Consider the following 24,409-nt stretch of genomic DNA (forward strand, 5'->3'; position numbering starts at 1 on the left):
CGGCCGGGAGGGCGCCCCCACGTCGTGCGTGCGGCGGACCGTCAGCCGCTGACGCCGCGCCCGAGCTCCCACAGCTGGAGCGTGGAGGAGGAGTTGAGCGCGTACGCCGTGCCGGTGATGTCGTCACGGGCGGCGAGGTACTGCTTGCCCTGCCACAGCGGCAGCACCGGGACCTCGTCGGCGACGATGTCCTGGATCCTGGTGAAGCTCTTCGAGGCGTTGAGCCGGTCGGCCTGGCGCCGCGACGCGGGGATCAGGTCCTTGCGGATCTCGGTGTTGGAGTAGGGCGAGTTGAGGAAGTTGTCCTCGTCGAGGAACGGCGCGATGAAGGCGTCGGCGTCCGGGAAGTCCGGGAACCAGCCCATGCCGTAGACGTCGTACTTGCCCTTCTGGCCGGCCGGGCGGAACTTGTCCCAGGTGGTGCCCTGGATGTCCGTCTGGAACAGGCCGCTGTCGTTGAGCTGCTTGCTGAGCTGCTCGAACTCCGTCTTGGTGGCCGGACCGTAGTGGTCGGTCGTGTAGTGCAGCGTGAGCTGCACCGGCGTCTCGACGTCGGCGTCCTCGAGCAGCTCGCGGGCCTGGGCCACGTTCGGGTCGCCGTACTTGTTGAAGAAGGCGTTGGAGTGGCCGGCGACGCCGGCGGGGACCAGCGAGAACAGCGGCTCGGCCTGGCTGCCGTAGACCTTGCCGACGAGCTCGTCGCGGTTGATCACCTGGGCCATCGCCTGGCGGACGGCCTTGTCCTTCACCGACTCGGCCTTGGTGTTGAAGGCCAGGTAGCGGATCTCCAGACCCGGGGTCTCCACCAGCTCGATCTCGCCGTCGGTGGCGTTGGACAGCTGCTGGATCTGCTCCGGCGACATGCTGCGGGTCATGACGTCGATCTCGCCGTCCTTCAGCGCGTCGCCCATGGCGTCGGCGCTGTCGTAGGCGACCATCTCGACCTTGTCGTTGTTGACCTGGAGCGCGCCCTTGTACGAGGGGTTCTTGGTGAAGGTGGCGCGGACCAGGGCGCCGTCCTCGACCTTGGCCTCCATCGTGTACGGGCCGGAGCCCTCGACGTCGAAGCCCTCGCGCAGCTTGTTCTGGGCGTAGTCGTCCTTGTTGACGATGCCCGCGACGGGGGTGGACAGCTTGTACGGGAAGGTGGCGTCGGCCGCCTTGAGGTGGAAGATCACCTCGCTGTCGCCCTGCGTCTCGACGGTGTCGATGGTGGACAGCAGGGCGAAGACGCCGCTGTCGCCCTCGAGGGAGATCGCGCGGTCGATGGAGTACTTCACGTCCTGCGCGGTGATCGGGTCGCCGTTGGAGAACTTCAGGCCGTCGCGCAGGGTGCAGCTGTACCGCTCGTTGCCGGCGTCGGTGAAGCCGCAGGACTTGGCGGCGTCGGGCACCGGCTCGCCCTCGCCGCGGGGCTGGACCATGAGGGTCTGGACGGTCTGGCGCAGGATGTTCCAGGTGCCGACGTCGTAGGCCCAGGCGGGGTCGAGGGGGGCGAGGCCCTCTTCCTCGGATGCGGTGAACCGGTCCGTGGTGCCCACGACGATCGCATCGCCGTCGCCGCTGCCGCTCTCGGTGTCACCACAGGCGGCGAGCACCGGCGCGAGCAGGCCCATCGCGGCCGCCAGCACCAAAGTCTTGCGGTTCATGCTCGAGTTTCTCCAGGACGTTGTCGACTCCGTACCGTCCGCGTGCAGGGGTCGGCACGGCGGAGGCCAGGGAGGGGGGGTGCGGTTCTCGTGACGACATTAGTCCGCGTCCGCAGGAGCGTTCGCTGCCCCCGGAGTTGGGGGCTCATCACGCAGCGGAACCAGGTGTGAACGGACCGACAGGGATGACCGGGGAAGGATTGGTGCAGCTTCCTACCAATCGGGACACATGGGCGCGCCGGTGATCTCCTGAATCGGGCGGGATGCACGTCCGGACATCGTTGTCGAGCTGTGGACATGTGGTGAAGTTCACATGTGAAAAGGGGCCCGGGAGCAGTGCATATACGCCATCGGCGGCCGGAACACATGCGGACGGCTCGGACGGAACGGCCCCTGGACGGAGCGCCGCGCACGCCTGTTCCGGGCGGGGGGTGCACGCTCGGTGAGCGGCCGGGCAGACCTCAGCGGAGGTCCGTCATCAGGCCGCGCAGGAACGGCAGGGTCACGACGTCGAGGGAGGGGACGACCGTGCGCCGGGCGGCCGGGGTGATGGGGCCCACGGACGGCACCGCGACGACCTGGCAGCCGGCCGCCTCGGCGGCGGTGACGCCGGTGACCGTGTCCTCGACGACCGCGCAGCGCACGGGGTCGGCGCCGAGCCCGGCGGCCGCCGCGAGGTAGGGGTCGGGGTGCGGCTTGGTGCGGGGCACCTCGTCCCCGGCGACGGACAGGGCGAAGTGCTCGGGGCCCAGGACGGGCAGCACCCGGTCGATGATGCGCCGGTGGGAGGCGGAGACGAGCGCCGTCGGGATCTCGTGCTCGGCCAGCTCGGCGAGCAGCCGCGCGGCGCCCGGCATCAGCGGCAGGGCGTGGTCGATACGGCTCTCGAAGCCGTCGTTGAGCAGGACCGTGAGCTCGTCGAGGCCGATGTCGGCGCCGGTCGCCTCGATCAGGAAGCCCGCGCTGCGGGTCATGGGGCCGCCGACGACCACGTGGCGCCAGGCGTCGTCGAGGGTGTGACCGAGGGATTTGAACACCTCCACCTCGACGTCCCACCAGAAGCCCTCGGTGTCCACCAGGGTGCCGTCCATGTCGAGGAGCACCGCCTGGAGGGCCGAGCCTTCGGCCGTAAGGGTTCCGAGCGCGGGGACCGTACTGGTCATCCACCTACCTCCTGTAGGGACCATCAGGCCGGTTCCCGGGAGGGAACCGGCCTGCAGTGGACCGACCAGTCTACGACGTGCGCGCCGGAAGTGCCTGGTGCGGCGGCCGGGGCGGCGGCCGCACCGGCTCAGCGGGCGTTGAAGTACTTGGCCTCGGGGTGGTGGATCACGATGGCGTCCGTGGACTGCTCGGGGTGGAGCTGGAACTCCTCGGAGAGCCGGACGCCGATGCGTTCCGGCTGGAGCAGGTCCGCGATCTTGGCGCGGTCCTCCAGGTCGGGGCAGGCGCCGTAGCCGAGGGAGAAGCGGGCGCCCCGGTACTTCAGGGCGAACATGTCCTCCATGGCGGCCGGGTCCTCGCCCGCGAAGCCCAGCTCGGAGCGCACGCGGGCGTGCCAGTACTCGGCGAGGGCCTCGGCGAGCTGGACGGACAGGCCGTGCAGCTCCAGGTACTCGCGGTAGGCGTTGGCCTCGAACAGCCGGGCGGTCTCCTCGCCGATGCGGGAGCCGACGGTGACGACCTGGAGGCCGACGACGTCCTTCTCGCCGGACTCCTCCGGGCGGAAGAAGTCGGCCAGGCACAGCCGGCGGCCGCGGCGCTGGCGCGGGAAGGTGAAGCGGGTGCGCTCGTTGCCGTCGTCGTCCAGGATGATCAGGTCGTCGTCCTTGGAGACGCACGGGAAGTAGCCGTAGACCACGGCCGCTTCCAGCAGGTTCTCCGTCTGGAGCCGGTCCAGCAGACCGCGCAGGCGCGGCCGGCCCTCGGTCTCCACCAGCTCCTCGTAGGTGGGGCCGTCGCCGGTGCGGGCCTGCTTGAGACCCCACTGGCCCTTGAACAGCGCGCCCTCGTCGAGCCAGCCGGCGTACTCCTTGAGCTGGATGCCCTTGATCACGCGGGTGCCCCAGAACGGCGGGGCGGGGACGGGGTTGTCGGTGGCGACGTCGGAGCGGACGCTGCCCTCCTCGGGACGCTCCTCGACCTCCACCGTGGCCGCCCGCACCCGCCGCTGCTTCAGCTCCGGCAGCGTCACGCCGGGAACACCGCGCTTGATGCCGATGAGGGCGTCCATCAGGCGCAGGCCCTCGAACGCGTCGCGGGCGTAGCGGACCTCGCCCTGGTAGATCTCGTGCAGGTCCTGCTCCACGTAGGCGCGGGTCAGGGCGGCCCCGCCGAGGATGACGGGGTAGTCGGCGGCCAGGCCGCGCTGGTTGAGCTCCTCCAGGTTCTCCTTCATGATCACCGTGGACTTCACCAGCAGACCCGACATGCCGATCACATCGGCCTTGTGCTCGTCCGCGGCCTCCAGGATCGCCGACACCGGCTGCTTGATACCGAGGTTGACCACGTTGTAGCCGTTGTTCGACAGGATGATGTCGACCAGGTTCTTGCCGATGTCGTGCACGTCCCCGCGCACCGTGGCCAGCACGATCGTGCCCTTGCCGGCCTCGTCGGTCTTCTCCATGTGCGGCTGGAGGTGGGCGACGGCCGTCTTCATCACCTCGGCCGACTGGAGCACGAACGGCAGCTGCATCTGCCCCGACCCGAACAGCTCACCGACCACCTTCATGCCGTCCAGCAGGGTGTCGTTGACGATGTCCAGCGCCTTACGCGTCTGAAGCGCCTCGTCGAGGTCGGCCTCCAGGCCGTTCTTCTCACCGTCGATGATGCGCCGCTTGAGCCGCTCGTCCAGCGGCAGCGCCGCCAGCTCCTCGGCCTTGCCCGCCTTCAGCGACTTCGCCGTCGCCCCCTCGAACAACTGCATGAGCTTCTGCAGCGGGTCGTAACCCTCAGAACGACGGTCGTAGATCAGGTCGAGGGCGGTGGTGACCTCCTCCTCGCTGAACCGGGCGATCGGGAGGATCTTGCTGGCGTGCACGATCGCCGAGTCCAGACCCGCCTTCACACACTCGTCCAGGAACACACTGTTCAGCAGGATGCGCGCGGCCGGATTCAGGCCGAAGGAGATGTTCGACAGGCCCAGCGTGGTCTGCACGTCCGGATGACGGCGCTTCAGCTCACGGATGCCCTCGATGGTGGCGACGCCGTCCTTGCGGGACTCCTCCTGACCGGTGCAGATCGTGAACGTCAGACAGTCCACGAGGATGTCCTCCTCACGGATGCCCCAGTTGCCGGTCAGATCCGCGATCAGACGCTCGGCGATCTCCACCTTCTTCTCGGCGGTACGGGCCTGGCCCTCCTCGTCGATCGTCAGCGCGATCAGCGCCGCACCGTGCTCCCGCGCCAGCTCCGTCACCCGCGCGAAACGCGACTCCGGACCGTCGCCGTCCTCGTAGTTCACCGAGTTGATCACCGCGCGGCCGCCCAGCATCTCCAGACCCGCCCGGATCACCTCCACCTCGGTGGAGTCCAGCACGACCGGCAGCGTGGACGCGGTCGCGAACCGCCCGGCCAGCTCCCGCATGTCCGCCACACCGTCACGGCCCACATAGTCCACACACAGGTCCAGCAGGTGCGCGCCCTCACGGATCTGCTCGCGCGCCATCTCCACGCAGTCGTCCCACCGGCCCTCCAGCATGGCCTCACGGAACTTCTTCGACCCGTTGGCGTTGGTGCGCTCACCGATCGCCAGATACGAGGTGTCCTGCCGGAACGGCACACTCTGGTACAGCGACGCCGCACCCGGCTCGGGCCGCGGGTCGCGCTCCACCGGGGCCAGCTCCCGCACCCGCTCCACCAGCCGCCGCAGATGCTCCGGCGTCGTACCGCAGCAGCCGCCCACCAGCGACAGCCCGTACTCCCGCACGAACGTCTCCTGCGCGTCCGCCAGCTGGGACGCGGTCAGTGGGTAGTGTGCGCCGTCCTTGGTCAGCTCGGGCAGGCCCGCGTTCGGCATGCACGACAGGGGGACGCGGGAGTGGCGCGCCAGGTAGCGCAGGTGCTCGCTCATCTCGGCGGGGCCGGTCGCGCAGTTCAGGCCGACCATGTCGATGCCCAGCGGCTCCAGCGCGGTCAGGGCGGCGCCGATCTCGGAGCCGAGCAGCATGGTGCCGGTGGTCTCCACCGTCACCGACACGATCAGCGGGACCTCGAGGCCGACGGCCCGCATGGCGCGGCGTGCGGCGATGACGGACGCCTTGGTCTGGAGCAGGTCCTGCGTGGTCTCCACGAGCAGGGCGTCGGCGCCGCCGGCGAGCAGGCCCTCCGCGTTCTGCTGGTAGGCGTCGCGGATGGCTCCGAACGTGGTGTGGCCGAGGGTGGGCAGCTTGGTGCCCGGACCCATGGAGCCCAGCACCCAGCGCGGACGGCCGTCGCGGCCGGTGAACTCGTCGGCCGTCTCGCGGGCGATGCGGGCGCCCGCCTCGGACAGTTCGAGCACGCGCTCGGCGATGTCGTATTCGCCCAATGCGGTGAGGTTGGCGCCGAACGTGTTGGTCTCCACGCAGTCGACGCCCGCGCCGAAGTACTCGGAATGCACCGAACGGACGATGTCGGGGCGGGTCAGGTTCAGGATCTCGTTGCAGCCCTCGAGGTTCTCGAAGTCCTCGAGCGTGGGGTCCTGGGCCTGGAGCATCGTGCCCATGGCTCCGTCGGCGACCACCACACGGGTGGCCAGGGCCTCACGGAGCGCGGACACACGGGTCCTGCTGTCGGCGGAAGGGGTCAGCGGCAACGAGGCCATGAAAGGGGCTCCCTCAGGTGCGACGGCTGTCGGCTTTGCGGCTGCCCGGAAAAGTCACCTGTTCGAGCTTCCCCGGCAGGGCGCACCTCGTCAGGGTATCCGGGACGGCCCCCTGGCGTCGGGGGCGTCCACGGGCCGGACGAAGATGGCCGACGGGCGACGGTCGGGGCGGGAGAGACGCGACCGATCATGGCCGACCATTAGCGGAGGGTCGGCATCGACCGGTAGTGTTCGGCATTGCCGAACAGCGGCAGCGACGTCGTGAGTCGGCGCTCGAAGGGGACGGAGGCAGTACGGCGATGGCACGGAACATCCAGTCGCTCGAACGGGCGGCAGCGATGCTGCGCCTGCTCGCGGGCGGCGAGCGACGGCTCGGCCTCTCGGACATCGCCTCCTCGCTGGGCCTCGCCAAGGGCACCGCCCACGGCATCCTGCGCACTCTCCAGCAGGAGGGGTTCGTCGAGCAGGACGAGGCCTCGGGGCGTTACCAGCTGGGCGCCGAGCTGCTGCGCCTGGGCACCACCTATCTGGACGTGCACGAGCTGCGGGCCCGCGCCCTGGTGTGGACGGACGACCTGGCCCGCTCCAGCGGGGAGAGCGTCTACCTCGGGGTGCTGCACCAGCAGGGCGTGCTGATCGTGCACCACGTCTTCCGGCCCGACGACAGCCGGCAGGTGCTGGAGATCGGCGCCATGCAGCCGCTGCACTCCACGGCCCTGGGCAAGGTGCTGTCGGCGTACGACCCGGTCGCGCACAGCGAGGCGCTGGAGGCCGACCGCAAGGCGTTCACCGACCGCACGGTGTGCGACGTCGACGCGTTCGAGCAGATCCTCGACCTCACGCGCGCCCGGGGTTACGCGGCGGACGTGGAGGAGACCTGGGAGGGCGTGGCCTCCCTCGCCGCGCCCATCCACGACCGGCGGCGCATGCCGGTCGGGGCGGTCGGCATCACGGGTGCGGTGGAGCGGCTGCGGAAGGACGGCGAGCTGCGGCCCGAGCTGATCGCGGCGGTGCGGGACTGTGCGCGTGCGGTGTCGCGGGATCTGGGCGCCGGACGCTTCTGAATCGGCGGGGCCGTTCATGGCCGCCACGGCCACTGGGGTGCCGGCGGCGCTTGTACGCCGGGTGCGGGCCGCACCGTGGCTGGGCGCGCAGTTCCCCGCGCCCCTGTCGACTGCGGGCAGTCGTGCCGCTAGGGGCGGCACGGGTGGGCGCAGGCGGCACCCCTCCAGCGGGCCCGCGCCACACCCCCGTACGGCCACCGGGGTGCCGGGGCCGCTTGCACGCCGGGTGCAGGCCGCACCGTGGCTGAGCGCGCAGTTCCCCGCGCCCCTGTCGACTGCGGGCAGTCGTGCCGCTAGGGGCGGCACGGGTGGGCGCAGGCGGCACCCCTCCAGCGGGCCCGCACCTCACCCCCGTACGGCCACCGGGGTGCCGGGGCCGCTTGCACGCCGGGTGCAGGCCGTACGGGGCTGGGCGGGCAGTTCCCCGCGCCCCTGAGGCGCCTCGGGCGGGACCGTGTCACAGAGACGCCCAGGGCGATCAGTAACGATCGCGTTTTCGACAACCGAGACTCTTGACGCATCTCCGGTGCCGGGCAAGACTCCCGTCCATCGGTCGGCATTGTCGAACACCTACCGGCAATACGCGCTAGAGTGGGACAACGCCAAGGGCCGGCATCGCTCTCACCCCCTGAGGGCGCCAATCCCCGGAGGGACCCGGGGGTCGGCATCCCTGGACGAAGGACAAAGGAGTCGCGGGTGTCCAGCTCCGACATCTTCATCGGCGAGACCATCGGTACCGCCATACTCATCCTGCTCGGCGGCGGTGTGTGCGCCGCCGTGACGCTCAAGGCCTCCAAGGCCCGTAACGCCGGCTGGCTCGCCATCGCCTTCGGCTGGGGCTTCGCCGTCATGACGGCGGTCTACATAGCGGGGCCGCTCTCCGGCGCCCATCTGAACCCGGCCGTGACGGTCGCCCTCGCCATCAAGGACGGCGAGTGGACGAACGTCCCGACCTACTTCGCCGGGGAGTTCCTCGGCGCCATGATCGGCGCCGCGCTGGTGTGGCTCGCCTACTACGGGCAGTTCCAGGCGCACCTCACCGACAAGGAGATCGTCGGCGGTCCTGGCGCGCAGACCACGTCCGCCAAGGCCGTCGAGGCGCAGGAGAAGGGCGCCGGCCCGGTGCTCGGCATCTTCTCCACGGGTCCGGAGATCCGGAACACGGTGCAGAACCTCACCACGGAGATCATCGGCACCTTCGTGCTGCTGCTCGCCGTGCTCACCCAGGGCCTGAACGACGCGGGCAACGGCCTCGGCGTGCTGGGCGGTCTGATCACCGCGCTCGTGGTGGTCTCGATCGGCCTGTCGCTGGGCGGCCCGACCGGGTACGCCATCAACCCCGCCCGTGACCTCGGCCCCCGTGTCGTCCACGCCCTGCTGCCGCTGCCCAACAAGGGCGGCTCCGACTGGTCGTACGCCTGGGTCCCGGTGGTCGGTCCGCTGATCGGCGGCGCCATCGCGGCCGGCGTCTACAACGTCGCCTTCGCATAGATGACCTCACCGGCTTCCACCGCGATCGTTGCAGTAGCGCCGTACCCACTGCCCCGTAACCAGAGAACCTTCAGGAGCACACCGTGACCGACGCCCACACCGCCGGCCCGTTCATCGCCGCGATCGACCAGGGCACCACCTCGTCCCGCTGCATCGTCTTCGACCGCGACGGACGCATCGTGTCCGTCGACCAGAAGGAGCACGAGCAGATCTTCCCCAAGCCCGGCTGGGTGGAGCACGACGCCACCGAGATCTGGGTCAACGTCCAGGAGGTCGTCGCCGGCGCCGTCGAGAAGGCCGGCATCACCCGGGACGACATCAAGGCCATCGGCATCACCAACCAGCGCGAGACCACCGTGCTGTGGGACAGGCACACCGGTGAGCCGGTCCACAACGCCATCGTCTGGCAGGACACCCGCACCGACGCCCTGTGCCGTGAGCTGGGCCGCAACGTCGGCCAGGACCGCTTCCGCCGCGAGACCGGCCTGCCCCTGGCCTCCTACTTCGCCGGTCCGAAGGCGCGCTGGCTGCTCGACAACGTCGAGGGCCTGAAGGAGCGTGCGGAGGCGGGCGACATCCTTTTCGGCACCATGGACACATGGGTCATCTGGAACCTCACGGGCGGAACGGACGGCGGCCGGCACGTCACGGACGTCACCAACGCCTCCCGCACCATGCTGATGAACCTGCACACCATGCAGTGGGACGAGAAGATCGCCGAGTCGATCGGCGTCCCGACCCCGATGCTGCCGGAGATCCGCTCCTCCGCCGAGGTCTACGGCGAGATCAAGGGCGGCAGGCTGGGCGACCTGCTCGGCGGCATCCCGGTCGCCTCGGCGCTGGGCGACCAGCAGGCGGCGCTGTTCGGCCAGACCTGCTTCGCCGAGGGCGAGACCAAGTCGACCTACGGCACCGGCACCTTCATGGTGATGAACACCGGCGACAAGATCATCAACTCCTACAGCGGCCTGCTGACCACGGTCGGCTACCAGATCGGCGACCAGAAGCCGGTCTACGCCCTGGAGGGCTCGATCGCCGTCACCGGTTCGCTGGTGCAGTGGATGCGCGACCAGATGGGCCTGATCTCCACCGCCGCCGAGATCGAGACCCTGGCGCTGTCGGTCGAGGACAACGGCGGCGCCTACTTCGTGCCGGCCTTCTCCGGTCTGTTCGCCCCGTACTGGCGCTCCGACGCCCGCGGTGTGATCGCCGGCCTCACCCGGTACGTCACCAAGGCGCACCTCGCGCGCGCCGTCCTGGAGGCCACCGCCTGGCAGACGCGGGAGATCGCCGACGCCATGACGAAGGACTCCGGCGTGGAGCTCACCGCCCTCAAGGTCGACGGCGGCATGACCTCCAACAACCTGCTGATGCAGACGCTCTCCGACTTCCTGGACGCCCCCGTGGTGCGCCCGATGGTCGCCGAGACCACCTGCCTCGGCGCCGCCTACGCCGCCGGCCTGGCCGTCGGCTTCTGGAACAGCACCGACGACCTGCGCGCCAACTGGCGACGGGCCGCCGAGTGGACCCCCCGCATGGACGCGGACACCCGCGACCGTGAGTACAAGAGCTGGCTCAAGGCCGTCGAGCGGACCATGGGCTGGCTCGAGGACGAGGAGTAGAACCGCCATGACCACCCAAGCCACCCTGCAGTCCGTACCTGCCCTGGGGACGCACCCGGCGTCCGGCCCGAACCCGAGCCGAGCCGAGACCCGGGAGCAGCTCTCCAAGGCGTCGTACGACCTCCTCGTCATCGGCGGCGGCATCCTGGGCATCTCCACCGCCTGGCACGCCGCGCAGTCCGGTCTCAGGGTGGCTCTGGTGGACGCCGGCGACTTCGCCGGAGCCACCTCCTCCGCCTCCTCCAAGCTGCTCCACGGGGGCCTGCGCTACCTGCAGACCGGCGCGGTGAAGCTGGTGGCGGAGAACCACTTCGAGCGCCGTGCGGTCTCCCGCCAGGTGGCCCCCCACCTGTCGAACCCGCTCACGTTCTACCTCCCCGTGTACAAGGGCGGGCCGCACGGCGCGGCGAAGCTCGGGGCCGGTGTGTTCGCCTACTCGGCGCTGTCCGCCTTCGGTGACGGCGTCGGGCACCTGCTGTCGCCGGCGAAGGCCGCGCTGGACGTGCCGGAGCTGCGCACCGAGAACCTCAAGGCCGTGGCCGTGTACGGCGACGACCAGATGAACGACGCGCGCATGGCGCTGATGACGGTCCGCGCGGCCGCCGAGTCGGGCGCGGTCGTCCTCAACCACGCCGAGGTGACGGGCCTGCGCTTCACCAAGGGCCGGGTCACCGGCGCGGAGCTGCGGGACCGGCTCTCCGGCGACGAGTTCGGCGTGAACGCCCGGCTGGTGCTCAACGCGACCGGCCCGTGGGTGGACCACCTGCGCCGCATGGAGGACCCGGACGCCGCTCCGTCGATCCGGCTGTCGAAGGGCGCGCACCTGGTCCTGAAGCGGACCGCCCCGTGGAAGGCCGCGCTGGCCACGCCGATCGACAAGTACCGCATCACCTTCGCCCTCCCCTGGGAGGACATGCTGCTGCTCGGCACCACCGACGAGGAGTACGAGGGCGACCCGGCGGACGTCGCGGTCAACGAGAAGGACATCGCGCAGATACTCGACGAGGCCGCGTTCTCCATCCGCGACCAGCAGCTCGACCGGGACCTGATCACGTACTCCTTCGCCGGTCTGCGGGTGCTGCCGGGCGGTCCCGGCGACACGGCCAAGGCGAAGCGGGAGACGGTGGTCACCGAGGGCCGGGGCGGGATGCTGTCCGTCGCGGGCGGCAAGTGGACCACGTTCCGCCACATCGGCCGCACGGTGATGCGCAAGCTCCAGGAACTGCCCGGCCACCCGCTGGGCGAGGACTTCGAGCCGGTCGGCGCGCTGCCGAAGAAGCTGCCGCTGCCGGGCGTGGCCAACCCGCGCGCCGTCGCCCACCGCCTGCTGGTGGACGGCCCGGCGCCCGGCCCGCGCATGGCGGCCGACACCGCCCGTCACCTGGCCACCCACTACGGGTCGCTGGCCTTCGACATCGCCCGCCTGGCGAACGAGGATCCGGCGCTGGCCCGCCGGGTCCACCCGGACGCCCCGGAGATCTGGGCGCAGGTCGTGTGGGCCCGGGACCACGAGTGGGCCGAGACGGCGGACGACGTGCTGCGCCGCCGTACCACCCTGACGATCCGCGGCCTGGCCACGGACGAGGTCCGGGCGGACGTGCAGGAGATGCTCGACAAGAAGTGACCGTGCCCGCGCCGGCTCCCCCGCACGGGAGCCGGCGTGCGGTGAGGGGCGGCCCGAGCCGACGGGGCCGCCCCTCTCGCGTGCCGGTCCCGCACGTCCCGCCCGGCCTTGAGGCGTGCCGCCATGAGGGATCTCCATGTGCGCGCCGCCACCGCCGCCGACCGTGCGGCGGTCGTCGGCCTGCTGAGCGCCTCCTGGGGCGGCACGACCGTCGTGGGACACGGGACCGTGTACGACGCCGCGGAGCTGCCGGCCCTGGTCGCCGAGCGGGACGGCGCCCTGGCCGGGCTGCTCACCTACGCCCTGTCCGGCGACGGTCTCGAGGTCGTCACCGTGGACGCGGCGGTGCGGCACAGCGGGGTGGGCAGCGCGCTGCTCGCGGCGGCCGCGGAGACCGCGCGCGGGGCCGGTGCGCGGCGGCTGTGGCTGGTGACCACCAACGACAACCTGGACGCGCTGCGCTTCTACCAGCGGCGCGGGCTGCGCATCGTCGGGGTGGCCCCGGGTGCGGTCGACGCGGCGCGCCGCCTCAAGCCGTCCATTCCCGGCACGGGCCGGTACGGGATCCCCCTGCACGACGAGCTCACGCTGGAGCTGCGTCTGTGAGCGTACGGGCCCGCGCCACCGGGCCGGGGACGCCCCTCGCCGCGTTCGGCGCTGCGCCGTGCGGGGTGTTTCCCGGCGCCGTGCGGGGCAGTGATGGGGCACTCCCCTTGTGCGGGGAGCTGCGGGCGCCCCTGTGGACACGCCGTAAGGTTGGTGCGTACACGAGGGCACGTCGGAAGGAGGCGCTGGGTGATCGAGCTCGAGGGGGTTCCCGAGCTGATCGACCCGGTCATGGTGGCCGCGTTCGAGGGCTGGAACGACGCCGGTGACGCCGCCTCCACCGCGGTCGCGCATCTGGACCGGGAGTGGAAGGGCGAGGTCTTCGCGGCGCTCGACGCCGAGGACTACTACGACTTCCAGGTCAACCGCCCCACGGTGTTCCTGGAGAACGGCGTGCGGAAGATCACCTGGCCGACGACGCGGCTGTCGGTGGTGCGGGTGGGCGGTGAGAAGCCGCGCGACCTGGTGCTGGTGCGCGGCATCGAACCGTCCATGCGCTGGCGCTCGTTCTGCAACGAGATCCTCGGCTTCGCGCACGAGCTGGGCGTGGAGCTGGTGGTGGTGCTGGGCGCGCTGCTCGGCGACACCCCGCACACCCGTCCGGTCCCGATCAGCGGGACCACGTCCGATCCGGACCTGGCCCGCCGCATGGACCTGGAGGAGACCAAGTACGAGGGGCCCACGGGCATCGTCGGCATCCTCCAGGAGGCGTGCACGCACGCGGGCGTCCCCGCGGTGTCGCTGTGGGCGGCGGTCCCGCACTACGTGTCGCAGCCGCCCAACCCGAAGGCCACGCTGGCCCTGCTGAACCGGCTCGAGGACCTGATCGACGTGCGGATCCCGCTGGGCGAGCTGCCCGAGGACGCGCGCGCCTGGCAGGTGGGCGTGGACCAGCTGGCCGCGGAGGACAGCGAGGTCGCCGAGTACGTGCAGACGCTGGAGGAGGCGCGGGACACCGCGGAGCTGCCGGAGGCGTCGGGCGAGGCGATCGCCCGCGAGTTCGAGCGGTATCTGCGCCGTCGTGACGGTGCGTCGGGTCCGCCCGGCGGGCACGCCACCGCCGAGGGCTCGGAGGGCCCGTCGTTCCGCCGTGACGGGCCGGGTGGGCGGTCGCGTCCGTCCAAGCCGCCGCGTAAGGACGCGGAGCAGGACGGCGACGAGTCGTCGGAGGACTGAGAAGACGCGACAAGGGGCGCCCCGTTCGTGGAACGGGGCGCCCCTTACGTCCCTACAGGGCGACGCCCAGCAGGGCGTCCACGGCGCGGGAGACGATGCCGGGGGCGCCGGTGTCGGCGCCCCCGCTCTGCTCCTGGAGCACGGTCCAGCGGTCGACGGCGGCGAGCGCGGCCGGGGCGTTGAGGTCGTCCGCGAGGGCGTCGCGGATCTCCTCGACGAGCGCCTCGGCGGGCGGGCCGTCGGGACGGGAGACCGCGGCGCGCCAGTGCTCGAGGCGGGTCACGGCGTCCTGGAGGACCTGGTCGGTCCACTCCCAGTCGGAGCGGTAGTGGTGGGCGAGCAGCGCGAGCCGGATCGCCGCCGGGTCGACGCCGTCGCGCCGCAGCTGGGAGACGAAGACCAGGTTGCCCTTGGACTTGGACATCTTCTCGCCGTGCAGGGCGACCATGCCGGCGTGCACGTAGGCCTTGGCCATCGGGTGTTCGCCGGTGAGCACATGGGCGTGCGAGGCGCCCATCTCGTGGTGCGGGAAGACCAGGTCGGAGCCGCCGCCCTGGATGTCGAAGGTCATGCCGAGGTGGTCGAGGGCGATGGCCACGCACTCGATGTGCCAGCCGGGGCGGCCCCGGCCGAGGGAGCCGCCGTCCCAGCTCGGCTCGCCGTCGCGGGCGGCCATCCAGAGCATAGGGTCGACGGGGTTCTTCTTGCCCGGGCGGTCCGGGTCGCCGCCGCGTTCGGCGGACAGCATCCGCATGGTGGCCGCGTCGAGGCGCGAGACCTCGCCGAAGTGCCGGTCGGACTCGACGGAGAAGTAGATGTCGCCGTCGATCTCGTAGGTGGCGCCGAGTTCACGGAGCCGCTCGACGATCGGGACGATGCCGGGTATGGCCTCGACGGCGCCTATGTAGTGCCGGGGCGGCAGCATCCGCAGGGCCGTCATGTCCTCGCGGAACAGGGCGGTCTCCTGCTCGGCGAGCGCGGTCCAGTCGACGCCGTCGCGCTCGGCCCGCTCCAGCAGCGGGTCGTCGACGTCGGTGACGTTCTGGACGTAGTGAACCTGCCGCTTGTTGTCGAGCCACACGCGCTGCACGAGGTCGAAGGCGTTGTAGGTCGCCGCGTGTCCGATGTGGGTGGCGTCGTAGGGCGTGATGCCGCAGACGTAGAGACGGGCGACGGGACCGGGGTCGAGGGTGACAGGACCGTCGGTCGCGGTGTCGTGGATCCTCAGGTCGCGGCCCTGACCGGGCAGGGCGGGGACTTCGGAAGCGGGCCAGGCATGCATGTCATGAGCCTAACCGGACCGGAGTTCCGGATACGAACCGGAACGGGCCGGATGGCCGGGACGGCGCTCTTGCGTCTTGCCGCGCCGTGTGCGTCGCCGCCGTCCGTGACGGTCAGACCGGGGGCCAGGGAATGGCCGGCCAGTCGGTGCCCGGCTCCGGGTGGGTGCGGGCGGCGAGCAGGGAGTCCACGCGGGCGCGGGTGGCGTCGATCTCGGCGGGGGTGATCAGCGGGGTCAGGGCGGCGGTGAGCGGCCCCGAGGCGGCGAGGGCGTCCGTGAGGGCCGCGAGGACGTCCAGGGCCTCCTGGGGCAGCGGCTCCCCCGCCCAGCCCCACAGCAGGGTGCGTAGCTTGTTCTCGGTGTTGAAGGTGACGCCGTGGTCGATGCCGTAGAGCCGGCCGTCCGCCGTGGGCAGCAGGTGTCCGCCCTTGCGGTCGGCGTTGTTGATCACCGCGTCGAGCACGGAGAGGCGGCGCAGGCGCTCGTCGTCGGCGTGCACGAGCAGCGCGGTGCGGCCCTCGCCGACCTCGGCGAAGCCGATCGCCTTCCAGCCCGGCTCGGGCTCCTCGCCGTCCACCAGGGCGAGCAGTTCGGCGCCGGGCGCGGTCTCGATCCACAGCTGGCACATGCCCTCGCCGTACGGGCCGTCGCGCAGCACGGTGGGCGGCACCAGGTCCCAGCCGGTCGCCCGGGACACCTCGTACGCGGCGGCCTCGCGGCCGGCCAGGGTGCCGTCGGGGAAGTCCCACAGCGGGCGCTCCCCCGCGACGGGCTTGTAGACGCAGGCGGCCTCGCGGCCCTCGTACGTGACGGTGCAGTACAGCGCGGCGTTCGACGCCTCACGGATGCGTCCGCGCACGGTCAGCTCGCCGCGGGCGAGCAGCTCGGCCGCGGCCGGGTCGGTGGCGGTCACGCTCCGCGGCGGTATCCGTTCTGGCGCGGACATACGTGTCCTTCCGGGTCGAGCGGGAGGCTGCACAGCGGGCACGGCGGCCGGCCCGCGTTGACGACGTCCAGGGCGCGCTTGGCGAAGGCCCGCGCCTGCGCCCCGGTGAGCCGGACGCGCAGCATCGGGGGGCCGTTCTCCTCGTCCTGGAGGAGCCGTTCCTCCGCCTCGGCGAGATCCTCGTCGGACTCGGCGTCCAGTTCGACGAGGGCCTGCGCCTCCACGATCATGCGCTGCTCCTCGCCGTCCCAGGCGAGCGCCATGGTGCCGACGCGGAACTCCTCCTCCACGGGGGTGTCCAGCGGGGCGGTGTCGGTGATCTCGGTCGGCGCCATCGCGGGCACCGCCGCGCTGCCGCCGCTGCGGCGCACCACCTCGTCGAGCAGCTCGTCCATCCGTTCGGCGAGCGCCGCGACCTGGGTCTTCTCCAGGGCCACGCTGGTCACCCGGGAGCCGGCGGAGGCCTGGAGGAAGAACGTACGGCGCCCTGGCAGTCCGACCGTGCCGGCCACGAAACGTTCCGGTTGGTCGTAGAGGAACACCTGACGGGACACGTCCTGTCTCCATGGGAAGTCGGGGATCGGGCGGTGGGCGGGTCGGACCGCGACGTGGCGGTCGCTTCACCCTACTGCGGGGAACGATCACGGTGCGCCCGCGTCGCCCCCCACCGTGGCGTCGCCGGCGGGCGGCTCCTCGCGCGGCGCCAGGGACGCGAGGTCGCCGGTGTCGCCGAGCCTGAGCAGGAAGGGGCGCAGCCGGGTGTAGCGGATGGCGGTGACGGAGCACGGTTCGACGGAGATCCGCTGGAAGAGGTCGAGATGAAGTCCGAGGGCTTCGGCCACCAGGGACTTGATGATGTCGCCGTGCGAGCACATCAGGTACACGGCGTCGGGGCCGTGGTCGCGCTCCACGCGCGCGTTCCACTCGCGCACGGCCTCGGCGGCGCGCGTCTGCATGGCGCGCATGGACTCCCCCCCGGGGAAGGCCGCGGCCGAGGGGTGCGCCTGCACGACCTCCATGAGCGGCTCGTCCTTGAGCTCGGCGAGCTTGCGTCCGGTCCAGTCGCCGTAGTGGCACTCGCCGATGCGCTCGTCGGTGTGGTGGGTGAGGCCGGGGCGGGCCTGGAGCAGCGGGGCGACGGTCTCCCGGCAGCGGTCGAGCGGGCTGGTGACGACCTCGGCCAGCGGCAGCGCGGCGAGCCGGCCGGGCAGGGCGGAGGCCTGTGCGGTCCCTCGGTCGTCGAGGTGCACGCCGGGCGTCCAGCCGGCGAGCAGTCCCTCGGTGTTGGCGGTGGATCGTCCGTGCCGGACCAGGAGCAACGTGGGCATGGCGCCCAGCGTAGGCGCACCGGCGTACGCGGGGACCGGGGCGTGTGAACGACGGGGGAACGGGAACGGGACGGCAGACCGGCTGCTGGGACGGGAGGACACGTTTCGTGATCGTCGACTGTGGCGTCTACCGGGAGGGGCACCGCTCGGAGGGCCCCCAGGACTTCTCCGACGCACTGGACGAGGCGCGGTCGGCGGGAGGCTTCGTCTGGATCGGGCTGCACGAGCCGACGGCGGAGGAGTTCGACCTGGTCACGCGGGAGTTCGGGCTGCATCCGCTGGCGGTGGAGGACGCCCTCAAGGCGCATCAGCGGCCCAAGCTGGAGGTGTACGACGACTCGCTCTTCGCGGTCCTCAAGCCGGTGACGTACGAGCCGGACAGCGACACCGTCTCGTCCGGGGAGATCATGATCTTCCTCGGCGACTCGTTCGCGGTGAGCGTACGGCACGGGGAGGGCGCCCCGCTGGACGCGGTGCGGGACCGGCTGGAGCGGGAGCCGGAGCTTCAGCGGGAAGGGGCGACGGCGGTGCTGTACGCGGTCGCCGACGCCGTGGTCGACCACTATCTGGAGGTGGCCACCGAGCTCCAGACCGACCTGGAGGAGCTGGAGACGGTGGTTTTCACCCCCGAGGCGGGCGGCTCGAAGCACACCGCGTCCCGGATCTACGGCTTCAAGCGGCAGATCCTGGAGTTCCGCCGGGCGACCGTGCCGCTGGCGGGGCCGATGGCCCGGCTGGCCGGGGTGGGCACACAGGGGGTGCGGGTGCCCTTCGTGGAGGAGAAGGCGCGGCCGTACTTCCGTGACGTCCACGACCACCTCACCCGGGTCAACGAGTCGGTGGAGGGCCTGGACCGGCTGGTGTCGGACGTGCTGTCGGCGCATCTGGCGCAGGTCGGCGTCCAGCAGAACGACGACATGCGCAAGATCTCCGCGTGGGCGGCGATGGCCGTGGTCCCCACGATGATCGCGGGGATCTACGGCATGAACTTCGAGCACATGCCCGAGCTGCACTGGACGTGGTCGTACCCGGCGGTGATCGCGCTGATGGCGGCGCTGGAGGTGGGGCTGTTCCGCACCTTCAAGCGCCGGGGGTGGCTGTAAGGGGGTGGCCGGGGGTGGCTGTGGCCGGGGTGGCCGTGGCTTACGGCGGCGGTCAGGCGGCTTCCGGTTCCGGGGTCGCGGGGCCGCCGAGTGCGTTGCGCCGCTCCGGCATCCGCAGCGAGACCATGCGGCGCCAGCCGCCGAGGCGTTCGTACCGGTACACGGCGTGGATGCCGGCCGCGAGGAGCGCCGCCTTGGGCTTCGGCCAGCCAAGGATGCGGCCCATGTGGGCCATCACGGCGAGGCTGACGTCGCGGTAGACGCGGATCTCGGCGAGCGCGCACTCGCGCAGGGTCCGCTGGATGGCGCGGCCGTGTCCGGCGTAGGCGAAGCGCAGCAGTTCCTCGTGGCAGTAGGCGAGGTGGTTGTCCTCGTCGTTGGAGATCATCTTCACCGCGCGGCCGAGGTCGGGGTGGTCGGCGAAGTGCTTGCGCAGCATCTGCATCTGCTCGGAGGCGCGCTGTTCGGTGACCCGGCTGTGGGCGAGGTAGGTGACGATGTCCTGCGCGGTGAGCGGCTCGTCGCGCTTGAGCTTGTCGTGGGCCAGGCCGATGCCGTTGCGCTCAAGGAGCATCGTGTAGTCGGTCTCCGGGGGCACCGGAACGGGCTCCAGACCGCGCTTCCTCAGCAGGGCGTTGAAGATCCGGCCGTGCTTGTCCTCGTCGGCGCCGTGCCGGGTGATCTTGGGCGCGAGGTCGCGCTGCGTGCCGGGCACGAGCGCCGCGATGCGGGCGTTCTCCCAGCCGCCCTGGGACTCCCCGCTGGCCGCGATCGAGCAGAACAGCGCGAAGGAATCGTCGTTGTCGAGGATCTCCTGGAACAGGCTCTTCGCCGACAGCATGGGGCCCACCTCTCCGCGGCGTCCGCAGTTCCGCGGTCCGCATGTCCACAGCTCCGCAAGCAAGGAGTCAAGTGCGGCGGCGGAGGGACGGCAACAGGTGCGGCGGACAACTGCGCCGATCGGCGTACGTGCCGGACGGCGGGGGCGGCACGGCGGGGGCGTGCGGGGCGCGTGACCCCGGCGCGTGTCGGGCGTTGGTGTGGGTGACGGCCGTGGCGGGGTCGACCCCCGAGCCCCCACCACGGCCGTGGGACCTGGCCGCCGCCGCGGGGGACGCGGCGGCGGCCGGACGGGTCAGGCCAGGCCCGCGCGCTCCAGGGCCTCGACGCCCGCGCGCAGCGAGGCCAGCCGCTCGTCGAGGGTGAAGCCGGCCGGGGCGAGGGTGAGGGTGGTGACCCCGGCGGCCGCGTAGGCCTTCATGCCGTCGGCGATGCGGTCGACCGAGCCGAGCAGGGTGGTGCGGTCGATCAGGTCGTGCGGGATGGCGGCGGCCGCGCCCTGCTTGTCGCCGGACAGGTACTTGTCCTGGATCTCGGCGGCCTCCCGCTCGTACCCCATGCGCTGGGCGAGCTGGTTGTAGAAGTTCTGCTTGCGGCTGCCCATGCCGCCGACGTACAGCGCCGTGTAGGGGCGGAAGGTGTCGGCGAGGGCGGCCACGTCCTTGTCGTCGCCCAGGGCGAGCGGGACGGTCGGGCAGATGTCGAAGCCCTCGAGGGTCTTGCCGGCCTTCTCGCGGCCCGCGCGCAGGTGGCGGACGGCGGTGTCCTCGAGGTGCTCGGCGGACGGGAAGATCAGCAGGGCGCCGTCGGCGATCTCACCGGTCTGCTCGAGGTTCTTGGGGCCGATCGCGGCGACGTAGAGCGGGATGTGCTCGCGCTGCGGGTGCACGGTGAGCTTGAGCGGCTTGCCCGGGCCGCCGGGGAGGGGCAGGGTCCAGTGCTCGCCCTCGTAGGAGAGGCGCTCGCGGGTCATCGCCTTGCGGATGATCTCGACGTACTCGCGGGTGCGGGCCAGCGGCTTGCCGAACTTGACGCCGTACCAGCCCTCGGAGACCTGGGGGCCGGAGACGCCGAGGCCGAGGCGGAAGCGGCCCTCGGACAGCGAGTCGAGGGTGGCCGCGGTCATCGCGGTCATGGCGGGCTGGCGGGCCGGGATCTGGAAGATGGCGGAGCCGACGTCGATGCGCTCGGTGCGGGCGGCGACGTACGCGAGGACGGTGGCGGCGTCGGAGCCGTAGGCCTCGGCGGCCCAGCAGACCGCGTATCCGAGGCGGTCCGCCTCCTGGGCCACGGCGAGGTTGTCCGCGTCCATTCCGGCGCCCCAGTAGCCGAGGTTGATCCCTAGCTGCATGGCCTCTCCCCTTACCTTACCGATCAGTAACGTGACGTACGGAGACCCTATACCTCCCGCGCCGGCGAGGCAGGGACGCGGGAGGCCGGCGGCACGGGACCGGCGGCCCCGCGGCGGGCGCGCACCGCCCGGAAAACGGTTGTCCACAGGCCCCCACAGGCGCAGCCCGGGCCAGTAATCTCGGCGTTCATGGAGCAGAGGCATCTCGGCCGTACCGGCCTGCGTGTGTCCCGGATCGGGCTCGGGACCCTCACCTGGGGCCGCGACACCGACGAGCACGACGCGGCAGAGCTCTTGAAGACGTTCTGGGACGCGGGCGGGACGCTGGTCGACACGGCCGACGTGTACGGCGACGGGGAGGCCGAGTACCTGCTCGGTCGGCTGATGGACGGGCTGGTGCCGCGCCGGGACCTGGTGATCTCCACCAAGGCGGGCAGCGTGCCCGACCCGGACCGCCGGTTCGACGGCTCGCGCGGCCATCTGCTGTCCGCCCTGGACGCCTCGCTGGCCCGCCTCGGCACCGACCACGTCGACGTGTGGCACATCCACGCCTACGATCCGGCCACCCCGCTGGAGGAGACGCTCCAGGCGCTCGACATCGCCGTCGCCAGCGGGCGCGCGCGGTACGCGGGCGTGTCCAACTTCTGCGGCTGGCAGCTCGCCAAGGCCGCGACCTGGCAGCTCGCCGCGCCGGGCGCGCGCACCCGCCTGGCGAGCACCCAGATGGAGTACTCGCTGCTTCAGCGCGGTGTGGAGCGGGAGGTGCTGCCCGCCGCGATCGACCTCGGCATCGGCATGCTGCCGTCCTCCCCGCTCGGGCGGGGCGTGCTCACCGGCAAGTACCGCGGTGACGCCACCCCGGCGGACTCGCGCGGCGCCTCGGAGCATCTGGCGCCGTTCGTCGCCCCGTACCTGGACGACACGGCGAGCCGGATCGTGGACGCGGTGACGACCGCGGCGGACGGGCTCGCGGTGACCGCGCTCCAGGTGGCGCTCGCCTGGGTCCGCGACCGGCCCGGGGTGACCGCGCCCATCGTGGGCGCGCGCACGGCGCAGCAGCTCACGGCGGCGTTGTCAGTGGAGACGCTTAGTCTTCCTGACGAGATCTGCCGGGCGCTCGACGACGTGTCGGCTCCGGTGCACCGCTATCCCGATCACGACTGGAGCACGCTGTGAGCACGCCGGAGACCCCTGAGGAGCCGAGGAGCGCGGACGACGGCACGCCCGCCGAGGGCGCGCAGGTGTCCGAGGCCGAGGCGGAGCTGGCCGCGCAGCGCCTGGAGCGGGAGCGGATCGAGCGGCGCAAGGCGGAGCGGCAGGGCCCGATCGAGGCCGGTACCAAGCTGAGCGGCACGGCGGCCGAACTGCTCGCCGCCGTACGGGCCGTGGAGAGCGGGGAGAAGCCGCCGGCGACCGTGTTCGAGGAGGCGCGTCCCGCGCCCCGGCGCCCCGCGCCCGAGCCGGTGCGGCGCGCCCCGGTGGTCCCCGACGGACCGGCCGCGCCCGCCGAGGGCACGGTGGACGCGGTGCGGGAGGTGCTGACGCGGGGCGGCGCGCCCGGCACGCTCGCCGCGCCGGCCGCCGCGGCGCTCGGGGAGGCCGCCGCGGACCTGCTGCGGGAGGACCCCTGGCAGCTTCTGCGGGTCCCGGGCGTCCGGCCCGAGCAGGCGGACGGGTTCGCCCGTGCGCTGCTCGGCGGCGAGGCCGCGCCCGGCGACGAGCGGCGGGGCCGCGCCCTGACCGTCTGGCTGCTGGAGCAGGCCGCGCCCGCCGGGCACACGGTGCTGGAGATGGCCGCGCTCACCGAGGCGCTGGGCCGCCAGGGCGTCCCCGAACCCGAGGACGCGGTGCGCGACGCCATCGCCGAGGGGGACGTCCTCGTCTTCCAGGACGCGCTCGGCGAGGCCGGGCAGGTCGCTGATGAGGCGGAGGACGCGGAGCAGCCGGTGCGGGTGCTGGTCGGCCTTGAGCGCTGCGCCCTCGCCGAGGAGAGCCTCGCCGACGGCCTGGCCCGGCTGATCAACTCCGCGCCCAAGCAGGACGGGGCGGCCGAGGAGTGGGAGGAGGCGGCCGCCGCGGCACAGGGCTCCGCCGCCGACCTGATCCGCGCGGCCGCGCGGCACGGACTGGTGCTGCACACCGGCGGGGAGGCCGCGCTGGCCGAGCCGGCGGCGCTGCTGGACGCGGCGCACGGCATGGGGCTGCGCGCCTGGGCCGCCACGCACACCCCGGTCGGGCGCCGGCGGTTCGCGTCCCGCGTCGACGGCCCCGGCGTCGCCACGGTCGCCGGTCTGCTGTCCGGCGCCGAGGGACCCGGGCGGGACCCGGAGGGCGCGCTGGCCGTGGACCTGCTGGTGGTGCTGGACGCGCCGCAGCTCGACGTGGAGACCGCCGCGCTGCTCACGGAGTCCCTGCCGGACGGGGCGCGGCTGGTGCTGTCCGGCGACCCCGCGGTGCTGTGGTCGGTGGGTCCCGGGCGGGTGTTCGCGGACCTGGCGGCGGCGCGGGCCTGTCCGCAGATCGCCTCCCGGCGCCCGGATCCGGGGCCGCTGGGCGAGCTGGTCTCGGGGATCGGCGTCGGCGAGCTGCTCCAGGTGGAGGCGCCCGACAAGGAGGTCGTCATCGTGCCCGTGCGGGACGCGGGCGAGGCGGTGCACCGGACCGTGCAGCTGGTGGCGGACTCGGTGCCGCGCGCCATCGGGGTGCCGGCCGAGGAGACGCAGGTGATCACCCCGGGCCACGGCGGCGCGGTGGGGACACGCGTGCTGAACGCGGCGCTGAAGGAGCGGCTGAACCCGGGCCCGGGCCGCTTCGCCGGCTTCGACCCCGGCGACCGGGTGGCGTACTCCCCCGCCCCCGGGCGCATCCTGCCGGGCCGCGTGACCGGGGCGGACGGCGAGGGCCTGCGCCTGGACTGCGCGGGCGAGACGGTCGTCGTGCCGCGGGACCGCGTGGAGCAGTCGGTACGGCACGGCTGGGCGCTGACCGCGCACCAGGCGGTGGGCTGCCGCTGGCCGGCGGCGGTGGTGGTCCTCCCCGGCGACGCGGTCCCCGCGCTGAGCCGCCCCTGGATCTACACGGCCTTCAGCCGCGCCGACCGCCACCTGTCGGTGGTCCACGGCGTGGACCAGGCCCTCCCCCGAGCGGTCGCCGAAGTCCCGGCCAAGCCCCGCACGACACGCCTGCCGGTACTGCTGGCACCGCAGTTGCCTGCGGCGGAGGTGTAGGCCCCGGAGGGGCGCGGGGGATTCGCGTGGGCGCGGCGGTGAGCGTGGCCGCGGGCGGCGGGCGAGGCGCGGCGAGGTCACGCGGCCGGTCACACGGGCGCGGCGCGGCAGGCCCCGGGGGACGCGAGGACGGCGGGCCGGGCATCGCCCCGAGGTGCGCGCATGGTTCGCGGCGGGCCGCGACTCACCCGTGGCTCACCGGGCGGGGCCTGAACGGCGGGACGGCGATCGCTTCGCCGCCGCTCGCACAGGCGCCCGCGCCAGGGCGCCGCCAGGTCTGAGCAGCAGGCGCTGCG

At 72.4% G+C, this 24,409-nt stretch carries 18 protein-coding genes; 9 read left to right on the top strand and 9 right to left on the bottom strand.

The features are described from left to right. Positions 1 to 41: 41 nt before the first annotated feature. The 3 genes from ACFOSY_RS26915 to metH all read right to left on the bottom strand — a co-directional run bounded on the left by ACFOSY_RS26915 (position 42) and on the right by metH (position 6,453). On the bottom strand, positions 42 to 1,649 hold the full coding sequence (locus ACFOSY_RS26915; protein ID WP_394311473.1) for an ABC transporter substrate-binding protein: 1,608 nt from the start codon (positions 1,647 to 1,649) through the stop codon (positions 42 to 44). 461 nt (positions 1,650 to 2,110) lie between these two features. Further along, the gene (locus tag ACFOSY_RS26920) at positions 2,111 to 2,812 is read right to left on the bottom strand and encodes an HAD family hydrolase (RefSeq protein WP_394311475.1); all 702 of its coding nucleotides are present in this window, start codon (positions 2,810 to 2,812) and stop codon (positions 2,111 to 2,113) included. 128 nt (positions 2,813 to 2,940) lie between these two features. After that, the gene (gene metH, locus ACFOSY_RS26925) at positions 2,941 to 6,453 is read right to left on the bottom strand and encodes a methionine synthase (protein ID WP_394311477.1); all 3,513 of its coding nucleotides are present in this window, start codon (positions 6,451 to 6,453) and stop codon (positions 2,941 to 2,943) included. A 299-nt stretch (positions 6,454 to 6,752) separates the two neighbouring features. Between metH and ACFOSY_RS26930 the strand changes: the two genes are divergently transcribed. The 6 genes from ACFOSY_RS26930 to ACFOSY_RS26955 all read left to right on the top strand — a co-directional run bounded on the left by ACFOSY_RS26930 (position 6,753) and on the right by ACFOSY_RS26955 (position 14,036). Further along, positions 6,753 to 7,517 (top strand): IclR family transcriptional regulator, encoded by a 765-nt coding sequence (locus ACFOSY_RS26930; protein ID WP_290008367.1) that lies wholly within the window; start codon positions 6,753 to 6,755, stop codon positions 7,515 to 7,517. Between the two features lie 696 nt (positions 7,518 to 8,213). Beyond that, complete coding sequence (locus ACFOSY_RS26935) at positions 8,214 to 9,008, top strand: MIP/aquaporin family protein (protein WP_006135332.1); 795 nt, start codon at positions 8,214 to 8,216, stop codon at positions 9,006 to 9,008. A gap of 83 nt (positions 9,009 to 9,091) precedes the next feature. Then, complete coding sequence (gene glpK, locus ACFOSY_RS26940) at positions 9,092 to 10,630, top strand: glycerol kinase GlpK (protein WP_394311481.1); 1,539 nt, start codon at positions 9,092 to 9,094, stop codon at positions 10,628 to 10,630. A 7-nt stretch (positions 10,631 to 10,637) separates the two neighbouring features. Continuing rightward, positions 10,638 to 12,254 carry a glycerol-3-phosphate dehydrogenase/oxidase gene (locus tag ACFOSY_RS26945; protein WP_394311484.1) on the top strand — a complete coding sequence of 539 codons (1,617 nt, stop codon included), beginning with the start codon at positions 10,638 to 10,640 and terminating at the stop codon, positions 12,252 to 12,254. Positions 12,255 to 12,377: 123 nt separating this feature from the next. Next, complete coding sequence (locus ACFOSY_RS26950) at positions 12,378 to 12,860, top strand: GNAT family N-acetyltransferase (RefSeq protein WP_394311486.1); 483 nt, start codon at positions 12,378 to 12,380, stop codon at positions 12,858 to 12,860. Between the two features lie 189 nt (positions 12,861 to 13,049). Further along, a complete protein-coding gene (locus tag ACFOSY_RS26955) occupies positions 13,050 to 14,036 on the top strand; it encodes a PAC2 family protein (RefSeq protein ID WP_364040438.1) in 987 nt (328 codons plus the stop codon). Between the two features lie 52 nt (positions 14,037 to 14,088). On the opposite strand, the gene mshC is transcribed toward ACFOSY_RS26955, so the two are convergent. The 4 genes from mshC to ACFOSY_RS26975 form a co-directional block, all read right to left on the bottom strand. Continuing rightward, the gene (gene mshC / locus ACFOSY_RS26960; protein ID WP_394311488.1) at positions 14,089 to 15,318 is read right to left on the bottom strand and encodes a cysteine--1-D-myo-inosityl 2-amino-2-deoxy-alpha-D-glucopyranoside ligase; all 1,230 of its coding nucleotides are present in this window, start codon (positions 15,316 to 15,318) and stop codon (positions 14,089 to 14,091) included. Positions 15,319 to 15,430: 112 nt separating this feature from the next. After that, positions 15,431 to 16,264 carry an SCO1664 family protein gene (locus ACFOSY_RS26965; RefSeq protein WP_394311491.1) on the bottom strand — a complete coding sequence of 278 codons (834 nt, stop codon included), beginning with the start codon at positions 16,262 to 16,264 and terminating at the stop codon, positions 15,431 to 15,433. Beyond that, complete coding sequence (locus ACFOSY_RS26970) at positions 16,228 to 16,818, bottom strand: DUF3090 domain-containing protein (protein ID WP_394311493.1); 591 nt, start codon at positions 16,816 to 16,818, stop codon at positions 16,228 to 16,230. The genes ACFOSY_RS26965 and ACFOSY_RS26970 overlap by 37 nt, the downstream gene beginning before the upstream one ends. 87 nt (positions 16,819 to 16,905) lie before the next feature. Next, positions 16,906 to 17,592 carry a histidine phosphatase family protein gene (locus ACFOSY_RS26975; RefSeq protein WP_394311495.1) on the bottom strand — a complete coding sequence of 229 codons (687 nt, stop codon included), beginning with the start codon at positions 17,590 to 17,592 and terminating at the stop codon, positions 16,906 to 16,908. Positions 17,593 to 17,699: 107 nt separating this feature from the next. Here ACFOSY_RS26975 and corA point away from each other — a divergent pair, with 107 nt between their 5' ends. Then, positions 17,700 to 18,695 (top strand): magnesium/cobalt transporter CorA, encoded by a 996-nt coding sequence (corA, locus tag ACFOSY_RS26980; RefSeq protein ID WP_394311497.1) that lies wholly within the window; start codon positions 17,700 to 17,702, stop codon positions 18,693 to 18,695. A 52-nt stretch (positions 18,696 to 18,747) separates the two neighbouring features. Here the strand turns inward: corA and ACFOSY_RS26985 are convergent, their stop codons facing one another. Both ACFOSY_RS26985 and ACFOSY_RS26990 read right to left on the bottom strand, forming a co-directional pair. Further along, the gene (locus tag ACFOSY_RS26985) at positions 18,748 to 19,536 is read right to left on the bottom strand and encodes a ferritin-like domain-containing protein (RefSeq protein WP_394311499.1); all 789 of its coding nucleotides are present in this window, start codon (positions 19,534 to 19,536) and stop codon (positions 18,748 to 18,750) included. A 294-nt stretch (positions 19,537 to 19,830) separates the two neighbouring features. Next, positions 19,831 to 20,886 carry an LLM class F420-dependent oxidoreductase gene (locus tag ACFOSY_RS26990; RefSeq protein ID WP_394311501.1) on the bottom strand — a complete coding sequence of 352 codons (1,056 nt, stop codon included), beginning with the start codon at positions 20,884 to 20,886 and terminating at the stop codon, positions 19,831 to 19,833. Between the two features lie 189 nt (positions 20,887 to 21,075). Between ACFOSY_RS26990 and ACFOSY_RS26995 the strand changes: the two genes are divergently transcribed. Together ACFOSY_RS26995 and ACFOSY_RS27000 are read left to right on the top strand one after the other, a co-directional pair. Then, the gene (locus ACFOSY_RS26995; RefSeq protein ID WP_394311503.1) at positions 21,076 to 22,062 is read left to right on the top strand and encodes an aldo/keto reductase; all 987 of its coding nucleotides are present in this window, start codon (positions 21,076 to 21,078) and stop codon (positions 22,060 to 22,062) included. Continuing rightward, positions 22,059 to 24,113 carry a helix-hairpin-helix domain-containing protein gene (locus ACFOSY_RS27000; RefSeq protein ID WP_394311505.1) on the top strand — a complete coding sequence of 685 codons (2,055 nt, stop codon included), beginning with the start codon at positions 22,059 to 22,061 and terminating at the stop codon, positions 24,111 to 24,113. Before ACFOSY_RS26995 ends, ACFOSY_RS27000 begins: the two co-directional genes overlap by 4 nt. Positions 24,114 to 24,409: the final 296 nt, after the last annotated feature.

Origin of the sequence: Streptomyces lusitanus, from assembly GCF_042647945.1 — a bacterium.
GTDB lineage: Bacteria > Actinomycetota > Actinomycetes > Streptomycetales > Streptomycetaceae > Streptomyces > Streptomyces pseudogriseolus.

Bases quoted from the DNA above. Each gene is read 5' to 3' on its own strand.
- ACFOSY_RS26915 (WP_394311473.1), bottom strand. From the start codon at position 1,649: ATGAACCGCAAGACTTTGGTGCTGGCGGCCGCGATGGGCCTGCTCGCG.
- ACFOSY_RS26920 (WP_394311475.1), bottom strand. From the start codon at position 2,812: ATGACCAGTACGGTCCCCGCGCTCGGAACCCTTACGGCCGAAGGCTCG.
- metH (WP_394311477.1), bottom strand. From the start codon at position 6,453: ATGGCCTCGTTGCCGCTGACCCCTTCCGCCGACAGCAGGACCCGTGTG.
- ACFOSY_RS26930 (WP_290008367.1), top strand. From the start codon at position 6,753: ATGGCACGGAACATCCAGTCGCTCGAACGGGCGGCAGCGATGCTGCGC.
- ACFOSY_RS26945 (WP_394311484.1), top strand. From the start codon at position 10,638: ATGACCACCCAAGCCACCCTGCAGTCCGTACCTGCCCTGGGGACGCAC.
- ACFOSY_RS26950 (WP_394311486.1), top strand. From the start codon at position 12,378: ATGAGGGATCTCCATGTGCGCGCCGCCACCGCCGCCGACCGTGCGGCG.
- mshC (WP_394311488.1), bottom strand. From the start codon at position 15,318: ATGCATGCCTGGCCCGCTTCCGAAGTCCCCGCCCTGCCCGGTCAGGGC.
- ACFOSY_RS26965 (WP_394311491.1), bottom strand. From the start codon at position 16,264: ATGTCCGCGCCAGAACGGATACCGCCGCGGAGCGTGACCGCCACCGAC.
- ACFOSY_RS26975 (WP_394311495.1), bottom strand. From the start codon at position 17,592: ATGCCCACGTTGCTCCTGGTCCGGCACGGACGATCCACCGCCAACACC.
- ACFOSY_RS26985 (WP_394311499.1), bottom strand. From the start codon at position 19,536: ATGCTGTCGGCGAAGAGCCTGTTCCAGGAGATCCTCGACAACGACGAT.
- ACFOSY_RS26990 (WP_394311501.1), bottom strand. From the start codon at position 20,886: ATGCAGCTAGGGATCAACCTCGGCTACTGGGGCGCCGGAATGGACGCG.
- ACFOSY_RS26995 (WP_394311503.1), top strand. From the start codon at position 21,076: ATGGAGCAGAGGCATCTCGGCCGTACCGGCCTGCGTGTGTCCCGGATC.